17 protein-coding genes and 1 tRNA gene are annotated in these 13,838 nt (G+C 67.9%); 9 read left to right on the top strand and 9 right to left on the bottom strand.

What is annotated here, in order from left to right; genetic code table 11:
* The first annotated feature begins 60 nt into the window (after positions 1-60).
* A complete protein-coding gene (locus tag WDN01_06870) occupies positions 61-663 on the top strand; it encodes an ATP-dependent Clp protease proteolytic subunit (GenBank protein ID MEJ0025731.1) in 603 nt (200 codons plus the stop codon).
* A 148-nt stretch (positions 664-811) separates the two neighbouring features.
* On the top strand, positions 812-2,413 hold the full coding sequence (locus tag WDN01_06865; protein ID MEJ0025730.1) for an alpha-amylase family glycosyl hydrolase: 1,602 nt from the start codon (positions 812-814) through the stop codon (positions 2,411-2,413).
* On the opposite strand, the gene WDN01_06860 is transcribed toward WDN01_06865, so the two are convergent.
* The 4 genes from WDN01_06860 to WDN01_06845 are packed head-to-tail and all read right to left on the bottom strand — an operon-like array spanning position 2,387 to position 6,662.
* Complete coding sequence (locus WDN01_06860) at positions 2,387-2,824, bottom strand: iron-sulfur cluster assembly scaffold protein (protein MEJ0025729.1); 438 nt, start codon at positions 2,822-2,824, stop codon at positions 2,387-2,389. The two genes, WDN01_06865 and WDN01_06860, sit on opposite strands and share 27 nt — an antisense overlap.
* On the bottom strand, positions 2,821-4,449 hold the full coding sequence (locus tag WDN01_06855; GenBank protein MEJ0025728.1) for a molybdopterin-binding/glycosyltransferase family 2 protein: 1,629 nt from the start codon (positions 4,447-4,449) through the stop codon (positions 2,821-2,823). The genes WDN01_06860 and WDN01_06855 overlap by 4 nt, the downstream gene beginning before the upstream one ends.
* Before the next feature lie 9 nt (positions 4,450-4,458).
* On the bottom strand, positions 4,459-5,844 hold the full coding sequence (locus tag WDN01_06850) for an ATP-binding protein (GenBank protein MEJ0025727.1): 1,386 nt from the start codon (positions 5,842-5,844) through the stop codon (positions 4,459-4,461).
* Positions 5,841-6,662 carry a response regulator gene (locus tag WDN01_06845; protein ID MEJ0025726.1) on the bottom strand — a complete coding sequence of 274 codons (822 nt, stop codon included), beginning with the start codon at positions 6,660-6,662 and terminating at the stop codon, positions 5,841-5,843. Before WDN01_06845 ends, WDN01_06850 begins: the two co-directional genes overlap by 4 nt.
* 70 nt (positions 6,663-6,732) lie before the next feature.
* On the opposite strand from WDN01_06845, the gene WDN01_06840 reads away from it, so the two are divergent.
* Positions 6,733-7,698, top strand: a complete 966-nt coding sequence (locus tag WDN01_06840) for a hypothetical protein (protein MEJ0025725.1) — start codon at positions 6,733-6,735, stop codon at positions 7,696-7,698.
* 42 nt (positions 7,699-7,740) lie between these two features.
* On the opposite strand, the gene WDN01_06835 is transcribed toward WDN01_06840, so the two are convergent.
* The 4 genes from WDN01_06835 to WDN01_06820 are packed head-to-tail and all read right to left on the bottom strand — an operon-like array spanning position 7,741 to position 10,040.
* A complete protein-coding gene (locus WDN01_06835) occupies positions 7,741-8,421 on the bottom strand; it encodes an XdhC family protein (GenBank protein MEJ0025724.1) in 681 nt (226 codons plus the stop codon).
* The gene (locus WDN01_06830; GenBank protein MEJ0025723.1) at positions 8,418-8,747 is read right to left on the bottom strand and encodes an XdhC family protein; all 330 of its coding nucleotides are present in this window, start codon (positions 8,745-8,747) and stop codon (positions 8,418-8,420) included. Before WDN01_06830 ends, WDN01_06835 begins: the two co-directional genes overlap by 4 nt.
* 13 nt (positions 8,748-8,760) lie before the next feature.
* On the bottom strand, positions 8,761-9,561 hold the full coding sequence (locus tag WDN01_06825) for a xanthine dehydrogenase family protein subunit M (GenBank protein MEJ0025722.1): 801 nt from the start codon (positions 9,559-9,561) through the stop codon (positions 8,761-8,763).
* Complete coding sequence (locus WDN01_06820; protein MEJ0025721.1) at positions 9,558-10,040, bottom strand: (2Fe-2S)-binding protein; 483 nt, start codon at positions 10,038-10,040, stop codon at positions 9,558-9,560. The genes WDN01_06825 and WDN01_06820 overlap by 4 nt, the downstream gene beginning before the upstream one ends.
* A 93-nt stretch (positions 10,041-10,133) precedes the next feature.
* Here WDN01_06820 and WDN01_06815 point away from each other — a divergent pair, with 93 nt between their 5' ends.
* Entirely contained in the window at positions 10,134-10,397 is a 264-nt protein-coding gene (locus WDN01_06815) for a tautomerase family protein (GenBank protein ID MEJ0025720.1), read from the top strand.
* Here WDN01_06815 and WDN01_06810 read toward each other — a convergent pair.
* Positions 10,394-11,017, bottom strand: a complete 624-nt coding sequence (locus WDN01_06810) for a carbon monoxide dehydrogenase subunit G (protein ID MEJ0025719.1) — start codon at positions 11,015-11,017, stop codon at positions 10,394-10,396. The two genes, WDN01_06815 and WDN01_06810, sit on opposite strands and share 4 nt — an antisense overlap.
* Before the next feature lie 145 nt (positions 11,018-11,162).
* Here WDN01_06810 and WDN01_06805 point away from each other — a divergent pair, with 145 nt between their 5' ends.
* The 5 genes from WDN01_06805 (at position 11,163) to WDN01_06785 (ending at position 13,699) form a co-directional block, all read left to right on the top strand.
* Positions 11,163-11,693: a cold-shock protein gene (locus WDN01_06805; protein ID MEJ0025718.1), complete on the top strand. Its 531-nt coding sequence runs from the start codon at positions 11,163-11,165 to the stop codon at positions 11,691-11,693.
* A gap of 25 nt (positions 11,694-11,718) precedes the next feature.
* Entirely contained in the window at positions 11,719-12,657 is a 939-nt protein-coding gene (locus WDN01_06800) for a DUF2891 family protein (GenBank protein MEJ0025717.1), read from the top strand.
* Positions 12,658-12,681: 24 nt separating this feature from the next.
* On the top strand, positions 12,682-13,146 hold the full coding sequence (locus WDN01_06795; protein MEJ0025716.1) for a DUF192 domain-containing protein: 465 nt from the start codon (positions 12,682-12,684) through the stop codon (positions 13,144-13,146).
* Between the two features lie 53 nt (positions 13,147-13,199).
* Positions 13,200-13,276, top strand: a tRNA-Pro gene (locus WDN01_06790).
* Between the two features lie 117 nt (positions 13,277-13,393).
* Positions 13,394-13,699, top strand: coding sequence for an ETC complex I subunit (locus WDN01_06785; GenBank protein MEJ0025715.1), 306 nt, complete (start codon positions 13,394-13,396; stop codon positions 13,697-13,699).
* The last annotated feature ends 139 nt before the right edge of the window (positions 13,700-13,838 follow it).

The following is a 13,838-nucleotide window of genomic DNA, read 5'->3' as shown; positions in this document are numbered from 1 at the left end:
CTGGCCTTCGAGGGGGTAGTATGCGCCCCGGATTCCCCCACCGTTTCAGGAGTAGCTCAATTGCGCCGCCTCGACGAAGAAGACGAAGACGAAAAGAACGACAAGAAGGCGCCCGACCCGCAGTCGACGCCGGTGATGAACGCGCTGTTCAAGTCGCGCACGGTGCTGATCTTCGGCGAAGTCGACATGAAGATGGCCGAGCGCGTCAGCGCGCAGCTTCTCGCCTATGCGGCGGAAGGCGACGGCGACATCCGCGTGATCGTCAACTCGCCGGGCGGCCATGTCGAATCCGGCGACACGATCCACGACATGATCCGCTTCGTCGGACCGCGCGTGAAGATGATCGGCACGGGCTGGGTCGCATCCGCCGGCGCGCACATCTTCCTGGGCGCCAAGAAGGAGAACCGCTTCTGCCTGCCGTTCACCCGCTTCCTGCTGCACCAGCCGCTGGGCGGCGTGCGCGGCCAGGCGTCGGACATCTCGATCGAGGCGGAAGAGATCATCAAGATGCGCGAGCGCCTGATCCGCGAGATCGCCTCCGAGACCGGCCAGCCCTATGAGCGCGTGGTCAAGGACACCGAGCGCAATTTCTGGATGGGCGCGGAAGATGCCGTGAAATACGGCCTGGTGCACAAGGTCGTCGCCCGCGCGAGCGAGGTTTAAGGGCAATGTTGCCGACCCCTTTCCTCCCCCGCCGTAGCGGGGGAGGGGGACCGCGAAGCGGTGGAGGGGGCACGACTGGGCGGCCCCCCTCCGCTTCGCTCGCGAAGGGCTCGCTCAGCACCTCCCCCGCCGTAGCGGGGGAGGAAACGTGAATATCCCCTGGTGGCGCGGCGCCGTCGTCTATCAAGTCTATATCCGCAGCTTCTGCGACGGCAATGGCGACGGCCATGGCGATTTCGCCGGGCTCGAATCGAAACTCGACTACATCCAGGGCCTCGGCGTCGATGCGATCTGGCTGTCGCCGATCCATCCTTCGCCCAACCGCGACTGGGGCTACGACGTTTCGGACTATGAGGGCGTGCACCCCGATTACGGCACGCTGGCCGAGTTCGAGGCGCTGCTGAAGGCGGCGCACGACCGCGGGCTCAAGATCATCCTGGACGAGGTGCTCTGCCACACCTCCGACGAGCATGCCTGGTTCCAGGCCAGCCTCGATGCCGCCGGTCCCAAGAAGGACTGGTACGTCTGGGCCGATCCGAAGGACGACGGCACGGTGCCGAACAACTGGCTGGCGGTGTTCGGCGGGCCGGCCTGGGCCTACCGGCCGGAGCGGCGGCAATACTATCACCACAAATTCCTGCGCCAGCAGCCCAAGCTGAGCTGGACCGAGCCGGCCGCGAAACGCGCCGCGCTCGACGTGCTGGAGCTGTGGCTGAGCCGCGGCGTCGACGGCTTCCGCCTCGATGTCGCCAATGCCTATCTCCACGACGCCGCCCTGACCGACAATCCGCCCGTGCTCCCGGCCGAACGCACGGCCTATAACTGGTCGCATGCGGCGAACATGCAGCATCACCTGCACGACTCGAACCTGTTCGAGAACCGCGGTGAACTCGACGTTATCCGCCGTACGGTGGACGCGTTCGACGACCGCTTCGTCTTCGGCGAATTCTCCGAAGAGTTCGAGCGCTCGGGTGCGTATCTCGCCCCGGACGAGGGACTGCATGCCGGCTATACGTTCGGCCTCCTGATCGCGAGCAAGCTGTCCCCGACCTATTTCCGGAAATACTTCGAGGACCTGGCGCGATTTCCGCGCCATTGGCCCTGCGTTTCGCTTTCCAACCACGACGTGACCCGGACCGTAACCCGCTTCGGCGGCGGCGCGGACGGCGATCCGGCGCTCGCGAAGCTGCTTTTCGCGCTGCTCTGTTCGCTGCGCGGTACGACCCTGATCTACCAGGGCGAGGAACTGGGCCTGCCGGAAGTCGATCTGCGCCGCGACCAGCTCAAGGATCCGGTCGGCGACCTCTACTATCCCATCGCCAAGGGCCGCGACGGCTGCCGCACGCCGATGCCCTGGGAGGCGGGCGCGAAGAATCTCGGCTTCTCCGGCGGCACGCCCTGGCTGCCGATGGGTCCGGCGCACCGGGCCCTGGCCGTGTCCGAACAGGCCGGCAATGCCGACTCGCCGCTGGAATTCGCCCGGCACTTCCTGCACGAGCGGAAGAAGCATGGCGCCCTCCGGCTCGGCGAGCTCGCCTTCCTGGATGCCGAAAAGCCCGTCCTGGCCTTTACGCGCGCGCACGGGGACGCGCGCGTCCTGTGCATCTTCAATCTCGGCCGCGAGGACGCGGCGTTCACCCATCCGCTGGTCGGCCGGGGCAGGGTGATCGGGCTCGGCTGCGGCAATACGCTGGACCGCGGCGACACCCTCCGTCTCGGTCCGTTAGCCTGCCGCTTCGCCGTCCTCTGACACGTCGAATGCCGCCAGCGCCGCCTCGATCGGCAGGAGCACGCATTTGTGGCGGGCCGGGTGATCGGCCACGCCGTCGAACACCGCATAGGAGTCGAACGGGGCGTGCGGGGTGGGGCCGCCCTCCAGCATGGTGCTGACCGCGGCATGCAAGGTTTCGACCTCGTCCCGGCTCATGCCGGCGGCGTAGGCGCCCAGGACCGCCGCCGATGCCTGGGTCAGCACGCAGGCCATGGTGTGGTGCGCCAGCGCCAGGATGCGGCCATCGTCCAGGACGACATCCATCACCACCTTGTCGCCGCAGGTCGGGTTGTGGGCCGTCCCGGTGCCGCAGGGGTCCGGCAGGCGGCCCGAGCCGGTCGCGTTCGCGGCGAGGCGGAGCAGTTCGCGCTTGTAGAGGGGGTCGCTCATTTCACGCTCACGGCTTCTCTGGCGGCACGATAGGCCGAAAGGGCCTCGGGCGTATCGATATCGGTGAGCGGCGCGTCGTCGCCGGCCTCGACCTCGCAGACCAGTTCGGCGTTCTGCCCGATGAGTTGACGGGCGCCAACATCGCCCTCCAGCGCCAGCATTTCCGGGAAAAACCGCCGCGCCCACAGCACCGGATTGCCCCGCTTGCCGTGCCGCGTCGCGACGCAGATGGCGCGGTCCTCCGAGGGATCGAAGGACGCGATCAGCTTGTCGATCAGCGCCGCAGAGGTGCACGGCATGTCGCCCAGAAGAATGATGGCGCCGTCGCAATCGTCCGGCAGCGCCCTCAGGCCGCACTTGAGCGAGGCGCTCAAACCCTTTGAAAAATCGGGATTATCGACGAACAGGGGAGCGAGAGGGGAGAGCGCCTCGCGGACCTCGTCGCCGGCGTTGCCGGTCACGACCACAACGGATGCCGCGGCGCTGCTCAGCGCCGCCTCGACCGCGTGGCGGATCAAGGGCTTGCCGTCCACTTCTGCCAGAAGCTTGTTGGAGCCCATGCGCGACGACAGCCCGGCCGCCAGCACGATGGCCGCGATTTTCGGCAGGCGCGGGACCTCGGCGGGCGTCTCGTCGCGCGGCTGCGGCCGCGACGGGATCTCGGTCAGGAGGCCGCCGACCCCCATCCCGGCCAGCTCGCGCCGGCCGACCGGCTGCCCGGCCAGAACCCGCCACAGGACGAAGTCGAAGCCGTTGAGCTTGGGCGAGCGCGCGCAGCTCGGCAGGCCGATCACCGTGCGTCCCTCGAGGCTGCCGAGGAGCAGCAGGTTGCCCGGGTCCACCGGCATCCCGAAATGGGTGACCGTTCCCCCGGCGGCCTCGATCGCGGCCGGGATGACGTCGCGCCGGTCGGTGATGGCGCTGGCGCCGAAGACCAGGATCGGGTCGGCATCCGCCGCGGCAGCGATGGCGGCCGACAGCGCCTCCACCTCATGCGCCACCCGATGTTCCGAGACCAGCGCCGAACCGAGCGCCGCGAGCCGCTCGGCGATGGCGGTCCGGTTCCTGTCGAGCAGGGACGGCCCGGTGCCCGGCAGGATGGTCGAGATCAGCGCAGCCCGGTGGGCGGCGAAGGGATGAACCCGCACCGGCGCCCCGCCGGCCCCGAGGAGCCGTTCGGCGGCGGTGACGGCCACGCCCGGAGCGGCGAAGGGGATGATCTTGACCGTCGCCACCATCTGGCCCTTGGCGACCCGCGAGAAGGGCGCGACGGTGGCGAGCGTCACCGCCTCGTCGATCGCGTTGAGCGCCTCCACCGCCGCAGCATCCACCGCCGCGAGGCCGTCGCTCAGGGCATAGAGGTTCACCCGGCCGGTAAAGGCAGCGCCGGTCCGCACGCCGGCGCCGCCGATCCGTGCCGCGATCCGCGTCGCCGCTTCGTCCTCGCCGATATCGCCGCGCTCGAGCCGGGCGATGGCGACCGTCGCGGTCCCGGCCGCGGCAATGTCGGCAAGATCGGTCGCGGCGAGGACGCGCCCCTTCCGCAAGCGCCTGCCGCCCGCGCGCACGCCATGCGCGAGAATGGCGCCCTCGGCCTCGGCCACGGGGATGAACGCGAATTGCATCGCGCGAGTTTAGCTCTTCTCGCTCTTCATGGGCGAGGGCAGGCCGGCCGACAAGCCTTCCCGCGGCAGGCTGAGGCGCGCGCGAAGACCGCCTTCCGGACGATTTTCAAGCGACACGCCGCCGCCATGGCCGTGCGCGATGGCCTTGACGAGGGTCAGGCCGAGCCCGGTTCCGCCGGTGTCGGAGTTGCGCGAACTCTCCAGCCGCACGAAGGGCTCGAACACCCGCGCCTGCTCGCCGTCGGGAATGCCCGGACCTTCGTCCTCGACGACGATCTCATAGGCGGCCGGCGTTTCGCGAAGCTGCACGTCGGCGCGGCGTCCATAGGCGACGGCATTCTCGACCAGGTTGCGCACCGCCCGGCGGATTTCGTCCGGCCGGCAGGCCATCGGTGCCGGTCCGTGGGCCCGCCAGGTCACCGGTTCGCCCAGATCGTCGAGATCGGCGCACAGGCTCTCGATCAGGGCCGACAGGTCGATATTGCGCTTGGACTCGCCGCCGGCCCCGCGCGCCGCGGACAGCACCGACTCGGTCAGCGCCTGCAGCTCCGCCAGATTGGTCTCCAGCCGCTCGCGCAGCTCGTCGTCGGCGATGAATTCCAGGTTGATCCGCATCGCGGTGATCGGGGTGCGCAGGTCGTGTCCGACGGCGGAGAGCAATTGCCGCTGGCTCTCCATCGTGCGCGAGACGCGGTCGGTCATGGCGTTGAACGCGACGGCCGCGTTGCGCACATCGTCGGGACCTTCCTCCGGCACGCGTGGCGCCGTGCCGCCGCCGGCCGCGACCGAGGCGGCGGCCGCCAGCGCGGTCAGCGGACGGGCGACGCGGCTGGAAATATAGGCGGCCGCCGCGGACGCCACGAAGATCGCCATGCAAGCGGCGATGATGATCTCGGTCGGCCAGGGCGGCGCGGGCTGGTGATAGAAGGTCGCGATAAGCTGGGTGCCGCGGACCACCGGCAGGACGAACTGGGTCGCGGGACCGGGTGTGCTGTGCGGCCGCGCCCGCCCGTCCTCCGGCGGCGCGCCGACGACGCGCTTGACCGAAACGGGCAGCTTCGCCTTGTCGTCCGGCAGGAGCTCCCGCAGCCGATTGGCGAGCTTGATCTCTTCGTCGTCCATCGGAAGCTGCGCGGCCTTGCCGTGGTGCAGCGTGAACGTCCAGAAGCCGGAGCTCATCGCATTGGCCGCGCTCTCGCGCGACTTGGCGGGGATCGCGGCGAGCAAGGTGGATGTCGACGCCGACCGGTCGAGCAGGCGCTCGTTGAGATCGCGCTCGCTCATCCGTTCGCTGCCGAGCTGGAACCAGGCCGCGACGGCAATATTGGAGATCAGCACCGCCGCGGCGGTGACGACGATGAGCTGGACACCCAGCGTACGCGGCCACAACGTCATTGCACTTCCGGATCCAACGCGAAAATGTATCCGCCACCCCATACGGTCTTAATATAGCGCGGATTCTTGGGGTCCGGCTCGATCTTCTTGCGCAGCCGGCTGACGTGATTGTCGATCGAGCGGTCGAACAGGTCGGCGTCGCGGCCCTTGGTCAGGTCGAGAAGCTGGTTGCGGGTGAGCGCGATCTTGGGCCGCTCCAGGAGCGCCGTGAGCAGCCGGAATTCGCCGCTGGAGAGCGGCAGGGCGACGCCGTCGCCGCCGATCAGCTCGCGCTGGCCGGTGTCGAGCAGCCACTCGCCGAAGCGGATGCGCTCGGCGGCCGGCGGCTTCTGGCGCGGCGGCAGCGCCTGGGTGCGGCGCAGCACGGCGGCGACCCGGGCGATCAGCTCGCGGGGCGAAAAAGGCTTCGGGATGTAGTCGTCGGCGCCCATTTCGAGCCCGATGATGCGGTCGACCTCCTCGCCGCGGGCGGTCAGCAGGATCACCGGGATCTGCGAGGTCTCCCGGATGGAGCGGCAGAGCGACAGCCCGTCCTCGCCCGGCATCATGATGTCGAGCACGACGAGATCGATGGCCGAGCCCTTCATCACCTTGCGCGCCGCGACGGCGTCGGCAGCGGTCGTCGCGCGGTAGCCCTGGTCGCGCAGATAGCGCGCCAGCGGCTCGCGGATGTCGCGCGCGTCCTCCACCACAAGAATGTGCGGTTTGGTCTCTTCCTTGATCATGGCGGCAATCTGGTCCTTCGGGCGGGCGCCTGCAAACCGGGTCTTGGCAAAGTTTGCAGGTGTCACGGCGGCGGTATACTTTGCGACGATCACGTTTTGTTCCGGCATAGTTTCGGGAAGCGCCCGGCGTTAGCTGCGGGTGCTCGTTTCGGAGGGAACCGACATGACCAGGAACACCAAGATTGCCCTTCTTCTGGGTGCGGCCGTCGTGATCGGCGGCTCGACCCTCGCCTTCGCCCATATGGACGGCCCCGTGCCGCCGGACGGTCCGATGCAGGGCCTGCTTCACCGCAACAAGCTGTCCGACCGGCTGCTCGGCGAATTCGACGGCAACAAGGACGGCAAGATCACCAGGGCCGAGTTCAACAACCAGATCGGCACGCGCTTCGCCGCCGCCACGCATGGCGCCAAGACGATGACCGAGGACCAGTTCATCGCCATCCATCAGGGCGAATTCCAGCAGCACACCGCCGATATGTTCCGCCGCCTGGACTGGAACGGCGACGGCAAGCTCACGCTCGACGAGTTCGAGGCGCCGCAGAGGGCGCATTTCCAGATGATGGACCGCGAGGGCACCGGCACGGTGACCTGCAATCCCGTGATGCATGCCGATTTCCGGCCCGATGCGCCGCCTCCGCCGTCGGGGGACGACGACAGGCGCGGCCATGGCGGCTGGGGCCGCTTCGGCGAGCGCGGCCATGGCTTCGGGCATCGCGGCTTCGGCGGGCATGGTTTCGGCGGCGGCTTCGGTCGGGCCGCGTTCTGCGGCGAGAGCGATACGAGCCGCGACGGCAAGGTCACGCGGGCGGAATTCGACACCATCATGTCGAAGCACTTCCAGAGCGCGACCAATGGCGCGTCCTTTATGACGCTGGCGGCGTTCACCGCCGATCTGTCGGTGCGCTATCGCGCGATGAACGACAAGATGTTCAAGCGGCTCGACAAGGACGGCGACGGCAAGCTGACGATGGCCGAATTCGCCGCGCCGCCGCTCAAGATGTTCGACCGGATGGACCGCAACCATGACGGCGTGATCACGGCCGACGAGATGCGCCCGCATTTCCACGGCCATGGCAGCTGGGGCAGGGGCCGCGACAACGATCGCACCCCGCCGCACGGGGACGAGTAAAGGCTTCTTTTTTCCTCCCCCGCAACAGCGGGGGAGGAAATATCAGTGCCGCTCTCCCCGCAGCACCAGCGTCATCTCCGCCAATATCGACACCGCGATTTCGGCCGGGCTCTTGGCGCCGATGTTCAATCCCACCGGCCCGTGGATGCGTGCGAGCGCCGCGTCGTCGAAGCCGGCCGCCGTCATCCGCGCCGCGCGCGCGGCCTGGGTCTTCTTGGACCCCAGCGTGCCGATGTAGAAACAATCCGAATTCAGCGCCGCGATCAGGCCGGGATCGTCGATCTTGGGATCGTGGCTCAGGAAGACGATGGCGCTGCGCGGCCCGAGCGGCGTCTTCGCCAGCGCCTCGTCCGGCCAGTCATGGCTGATCGCGACGCCCGGAAAGCGTGCCGGCGTCGCGAACGCCGTACGCGGATCGACGATCCGCACGCCATAGCCCGCCTCCCGCGCCATGACGACCAGCGGCTGGGCGATATGCGCCGCGCCGACGATGACGAGATCGAGCGGCGGATTGAACACGGCGAGAAACCAGCTCCGCCCCTCGATCTGCGCCGGACCGGAGGTGTCGGCCCGCGCCGCGCCGGCGGCGGCCAGCCCGAGCGGCGAGGCGTCGGTCGCCGGATCGATCAGAGTCTCCTCGCCGCTTTCGAGGTCGATGGCGCGCACGATGGCGCGGCCCGCGCGGCGGGCGTCGTTGATGGCCTGCAGCGTTTCGCGCTTCACTGCACCGGTTCGACGAAGATCTCGATGCGGCCGCCGCAGGCGAGGCCGACCGACCAGGCCGTCTCGTCGCTGACGCCGAATTCGAGATTGCGCACCTTGCCGTCGGTCATCGCCTCCAGCGCCTCCGCGATCACCGCGCCTTCGATGCAGCCGCCGGAGACCGAGCCGACGAAGGCGCCGTCGTCGCGCACCGCGATCTGGCTTCCGGCCTGGCGCGGCGCCGAGCCCCAGGTCTTGACCACCGTGGCGAGCGCCACCTGGCGGCCCTCGCCGAGCCAGAAAGCGGCGGCGTCGAGCGGTTCGTTGTGCTGTTCGATTTCGGACATCGCCTTCGCGGCCTCAAGCCGTCTCCGCCACCGCGCGCTTGGCCAGCACGGTCACCAGATTGGCGCGATACTCGGCCGAGCCGTGGATGTCGGAATTGAGTCCACCCGGATCCACCGCGATCTTCGCCACCGCATCGGGCGTGAAGCTCTTGGCCAACGCCGCCTCCATCTCCGGCACGCGGAACACGCCGGGTCCGGCGCCGGTCACCGCGACGCGGATGCCGTCCGCGAATTTCGCGACGAACACGCCGGCCATCGCATAGCGCGAAGCGGGGTTGGCGAATTTCTTGTAGGCGGCCTTCTGCGGCACCGGGAAGGATATCTCGGTCACGATCTCGCCGTCCTCCAGCGCGGTGGTGAACATGCCCTGGAAGAAATCGTCGGCGGCGATGCTGCGCCGGTTGGTCTTGATCGTGGCCCCCAGGCCGAGCACGGCGGCGGGATAGTCCGCGGCCGGATCGTTGTTGGCGACTGAGCCGCCCAGCGTCCCCTTGTGGCGCACCGCCGGATCGCCGATCACGCGCGCGACATGGGCGAGGGCGGGGATCGCCTTCGCCACGTCCTTCGAACTTGCGACCTCGAAATGCGTCGTTGCCGCGCCGATGGCGACGGCCCCTGCGCTCGCGCGGATGTAGCTGAGCTCCTTGATGCCCGAAATGTCGATCAGGTCCGACGGATTGGCGAGGCGCATCTTCATCGTCGCGATCAGCGTCTGGCCGCCGGCCAGCAGCTTGCCGTCCGGCGCGGCCGCCAGCAGCGCCACGGCGTCGTCGACCGATTTCGCGCGCCTGTAGGTGAAAGGATAGGTGATCATGCCGCCTTCTCCGCCGCGGTCATGCGCTTCGATGCGTCCTCGATCGCCGAAACGATGTTCACATAGCCGGTGCAGCGGCAGATATTGCCTTCGAGCTCGTGGCGGATGGTGTCGCGGTCCATCGCGCCGTTGCGGCGGATCATGTCGACCGCGGTCATGATCATGCCGGGCGTGCAGAAGCCGCATTGCAGGCCGTGATTGTCGCGGAACGCCTCCTGCACCGGATGCAGCTTGCCGTCCTTGGCGAGCCCCTCGATGGTGGTGACCTCGGAGCCTTCCGCCTGCACCGCGAATACGGAGCACGACTTCACCGCCTTGCCGTCGACATGCACGACGCAGGCGCCGCACTGGCTGGTGTCGCAGCCGATATGGGTGCCGGTGAGGCGCAGCTGCTCGCGCAGGAAATAGACGAGAAGGGTGCGATCCTCGGCCTCGGCCGAAACCGGTTTGCCGTTCACCGTCATGGATACAACGGACATGTCAATTCCTTGCGCGCGAAACTGGATCGAGTCTCAGGCGCGCGACGCGCGGCGTCAAGCGCTGCTATACTGTGTCCGGATTGGGAGTGTCGCATGCCCTTCATATCCGTCCATATCGCCGCCGGCCGGCCGCTGGAAAAGCGCCGCAGGCTGGTCCAGGCCATCACCGACGCGGTCACCGAGATCCTCGAACTGGAGCGCGGCGCGACCCAGGTGCTTATCCACGAGCAACGACAGGGACAACTGGGCCATCGGCGGCGAACTCCTCAGCGAGCGCCGCATGGCGCAGACCGATGCGCTGCCCGACCTCGACGCGCTGTTCCGCAAGCCGGCGGAAAAATCGGCGCCGGCGCCTAAGACGACAGCCCGAAAGCCAGCAGCAAAATCGCGATCACGGCGATAAGCCCTCCGACCCAGATTGTGGCAGACAGGCCCGGTCGAACGGGCGCGGCCCCGCGCGGCGCCGTGGCCGTCCCGCTCGCCCCGGACGCCATTTCCTGCGCTTCCGCCGTCGTCGGATCGGGCGCCAGCACCCGTTCCGTCGCGAGCGCGGCTGCGAACCGCTTGAAGAAATCGTCGGCGATCTGCTTGGCCGCGCCGTCGATCAGGCGCTGGCCGATCTGCGCGAGCTTGCCGCCGACCGAGGCCGTCGCGGTATAGCTCAGGACCGTGGAATCGCCCTGCGGCGTCAGCACGACGTCGGCGCCGCCCTTGGCGAAGCCCGCGACCCCGCCCTGGCCTTCGCCGCTCAGCCGGCAATGATGCGGCGGATCGAGCTCCGACAGCGTCACCTTGCCCTTGAACGTCGCACTCACGGGCCCGATCTTGAGCTTCGCGGTTGCAACGAAGTCGGTCGGACTGGTCTTTTCGATCTGCTCGCAGCCCGGAATGCAGGCTTTCAGGATCGCCGGGTCGTTAATGCCGTCCCAAACCCGCTGTGCAGGTGCGGAAATAATGTACCTGCCGGTGAATTCCATGCACTACGCTCCAATATCGTTACCGACGTTCGAAACTGTCCCATCCCTCAAATAGGGGGGATGCGGCGACCTTGGGCAAATGACAGATTCAACCCGCGCGAGAAACTGTCTAGCGCAATTTGCTGTATCTGGCATGGGGCATGACATGGTTGTGGCGGCGGCGATTTCCCAGGACGGGGCGACTCTGGAAGTCATGGGACTGGTGAAGTGGTTCGATCTCAACAAGGGCTATGGTTTCATCCGCCCGTCCAGCGGTGCGGACGGCGATATCCTGCTGCATCAAACCTGCGTGCGGCAATCGGGTTTCAAGGCGGCTTATGAAGGCGCCCGCGTCGTCTGCGAGGCGGTGCAGGGGCCGCGCGGCCTGCAGGCCCGGCGCCTGATCTCGCTGGACAATTCGACCGCGCAGGTCGTTCCGCAGCCCAATCCCAAGCCGTCGCGCTACACTGCCGAGCCGGCGGGAGAGGCCTTCGAGGCGACGGTCAAATGGTTCAACCGCGGCAAGGGCTACGGCTTCGTGTCGCGCGGCCCGAACACCCCGGACGTCTTCGTCCATATGGAGACGCTGCGCCGGTCCGGCATCCGCGAACTGCGCCAGGGCCAGCGGGTGCAGGTGCGCACCGGCGAGGGACCCAAGGGCGAGCTTGCGGCGGAGATCGTAGTCATCGATCCTTGAGTTGTAGTCCAACTCGCAGGCCAGCATGTCCGATGTCGCGGCGCGTTTCCGCGCGTTCCAGTCCGAGGCGCCGCATTGGGTCGCACTGCTGGCGCAAGTGCCGGCGCGCCATGTCCTGCGCCACGACACCATCCATCCCGCTTTTCACGGCTGCATCGACTGGCACTCAGCCTGCCACGCGGTCTGGGCCCTCCTCGCGGCCAGGGGGCTGACGGGTGACCCGCAATACGACGCGATCGTCGACGGCATCCTGATGCCGGCGAAACTGGCCGCGGAAGCCTCCGACCTGGCCGCGCGGCCGCAATTCGAGATGCCCTATGGACGCGCCTGGCTGCTTCGGCTGGCGCTCGAGGATCGCCTCGTCACCGGCTCGACGCGGCTGACCTTCATGGCGCGCGACGTCGCCGCGTCGCTCACGGCGCAATATCGCGGGCGGCTCGCCGACCCTTTCGCGCGGGAATACGCCAATCCCAGCTGGGCGCTGATCAACCTTCTCGACTATGCAAGCGTCGAGAACCGCGCCGACATCGCCGACATCGTGCGCGACGCCGCCTCCGGCCTCGCCACCTTCCTGGACCGCCTGCCCAGCGAGAGCGAGGAGGAGAACTGGCCCGATTTCATGGCGGTGACGCCGATGTTCTGCGAAATGCTGGTGCGGGCCGGCGCGGTCGAGCCTTCCGCCCTGATGGCCAAGGCGGGAGCGCGGCTGACCGCGCTCAAGCCCGTTGTTGCACCGCGAAAGGCCCATCACTATGCGCTCAATTTCAGCCGGGGCTGGGCGCTTCTGGCGCTGGCGGAGGCCTGTGGGGACGAGGCGCTTCTCGCAACTGCGCTGGACCATATCGAGGCCAATCTGTTCCGGCCGAGCTGGTGGCGTGGCGACTACCGCTCGGTCGCCCACTGGGTGCCGCAATTCGGAATCTTTGCGCTCCAGCGCGCGATGCGGCAGACTTTCCCGAAATAGAAGCTCGGGGGAGCTTGGGATAAAATGCGCCTGACGATCCTAGCAGCGGTCGTGTCGGTCCTGCTCGCATCTTGCGCCGCCTTCGCGGGGCACGAGGCGGCACTGCCGATTCAGACCATCCGTATCGATACGGCCGGCGGGCCGAAGGAGCTCAAGGTCGAGGTGGCCGCCGACGCGGTCAGCCAGGAGCATGGGCTGATGTACCGCCGCGACCTGCCGGCCGATTCCGGCATGCTGTTCGACTTCCATCAGGAGGCGCGCGTCTCGTTCTGGATGAAGAACACGCCCTTGCCGCTCGACATGGTGTTCATCAAGGCGGACGGCACGGTCTCGTCGGTGGAGCCGAACGCGGTTCCGTTCTCGACCGCCTCGATCCCGTCCGCCGAGCCGGTGCGCGCGGTGCTGGAGATCAATGGCGGCCGCGCCCGCGACCTCGGCATCAAGCCCGGCGACCGCGTGCGGGCACAGATCTTCCACGATGTGGAGTGAGCCGCTCGGCTTGCCGCAACCGGGCGCTTGGGCTATCCCACGGCCGTCCGGACCGGGGCGTAGCGCAGTCTGGTAGCGCATCTGCTTTGGGAGCAGAGGGTCGCGTGTTCAAATCACGCCGCCCCGACCAGCCTTCGCCCGCGGAGCGGGAGAAGGCTGCCACGCCGAAGCCGAAAGGCGAAGGCGGGTCTGTCGCAGCGGGCTACGGCTTGGCAAGCCGGGCGGAGTGGAAACGGAGAATCGGTTCATGCGCGCGCGCATCTATCAGCCGGCAAAGAACGCCATGCAGTCGGGCAAGGCCCGCACCAAGCAATGGCTGCTGGAGTATGAGCCCGAGAGCGCCAAGGCGCCCGATCCGCTGATGGGCTGGACCAGCTCGTCCGACATGCGCCAGCAGGTCGTCCTGGAATTCGACACCAGCGAGGAAGCGGTGGCTTACGCGCAGAGCCACGCGATTCCCTATCAGGTCTTCGAGCCCCACAGACCGGCGCCCAAGGCGAAGTCCTATTCGGACAATTTCCGCGTCGACCGGAAAATCCCTTGGACGCACTGATCGGGGCTTCCCTCTTTGTCATGGCCCGCGACGGCGGGCCATCCAGTTGGTGCGCCACGATCCCGATTTTCCTGGGGCCATTCGATCTATAAACTGCAGACCGTTGTCACCTGGATGGCCCGCATTCGCGGGCCACGAC

This window comes from Rhizomicrobium sp., from assembly GCA_037200985.1.
Taxonomy (GTDB): Bacteria; Pseudomonadota; Alphaproteobacteria; order Micropepsales; family Micropepsaceae; genus Rhizomicrobium.
Note: the sequence above shows the minus strand (reverse complement) of the source record. Positions and strands in the feature narration are given on the sequence as shown.

Excerpts from the sequence above, each read along its gene's own strand:
- WDN01_06860 (MEJ0025729.1), bottom strand. The coding sequence starts at position 2,824 with ATGAGCGACCCCCTCTACAAGCGCGAACTGCTCCGCCTCGCCGCGAAC.
- WDN01_06855 (MEJ0025728.1), bottom strand. The coding sequence starts at position 4,449 with ATGCAATTCGCGTTCATCCCCGTGGCCGAGGCCGAGGGCGCCATTCTC.
- WDN01_06850 (MEJ0025727.1), bottom strand. The coding sequence starts at position 5,844 with ATGACGTTGTGGCCGCGTACGCTGGGTGTCCAGCTCATCGTCGTCACC.
- WDN01_06840 (MEJ0025725.1), top strand. The coding sequence starts at position 6,733 with ATGACCAGGAACACCAAGATTGCCCTTCTTCTGGGTGCGGCCGTCGTG.
- WDN01_06830 (MEJ0025723.1), bottom strand. The coding sequence starts at position 8,747 with ATGTCCGAAATCGAACAGCACAACGAACCGCTCGACGCCGCCGCTTTC.
- WDN01_06825 (MEJ0025722.1), bottom strand. The coding sequence starts at position 9,561 with ATGATCACCTATCCTTTCACCTACAGGCGCGCGAAATCGGTCGACGAC.
- WDN01_06820 (MEJ0025721.1), bottom strand. The coding sequence starts at position 10,040 with ATGTCCGTTGTATCCATGACGGTGAACGGCAAACCGGTTTCGGCCGAG.
- WDN01_06815 (MEJ0025720.1), top strand. The coding sequence starts at position 10,134 with ATGCCCTTCATATCCGTCCATATCGCCGCCGGCCGGCCGCTGGAAAAG.
- WDN01_06810 (MEJ0025719.1), bottom strand. The coding sequence starts at position 11,017 with ATGGAATTCACCGGCAGGTACATTATTTCCGCACCTGCACAGCGGGTT.
- WDN01_06805 (MEJ0025718.1), top strand. The coding sequence starts at position 11,163 with ATGGTTGTGGCGGCGGCGATTTCCCAGGACGGGGCGACTCTGGAAGTC.
- WDN01_06800 (MEJ0025717.1), top strand. The coding sequence starts at position 11,719 with ATGTCCGATGTCGCGGCGCGTTTCCGCGCGTTCCAGTCCGAGGCGCCG.
- WDN01_06795 (MEJ0025716.1), top strand. The coding sequence starts at position 12,682 with ATGCGCCTGACGATCCTAGCAGCGGTCGTGTCGGTCCTGCTCGCATCT.
- WDN01_06785 (MEJ0025715.1), top strand. The coding sequence starts at position 13,394 with ATGCGCGCGCGCATCTATCAGCCGGCAAAGAACGCCATGCAGTCGGGC.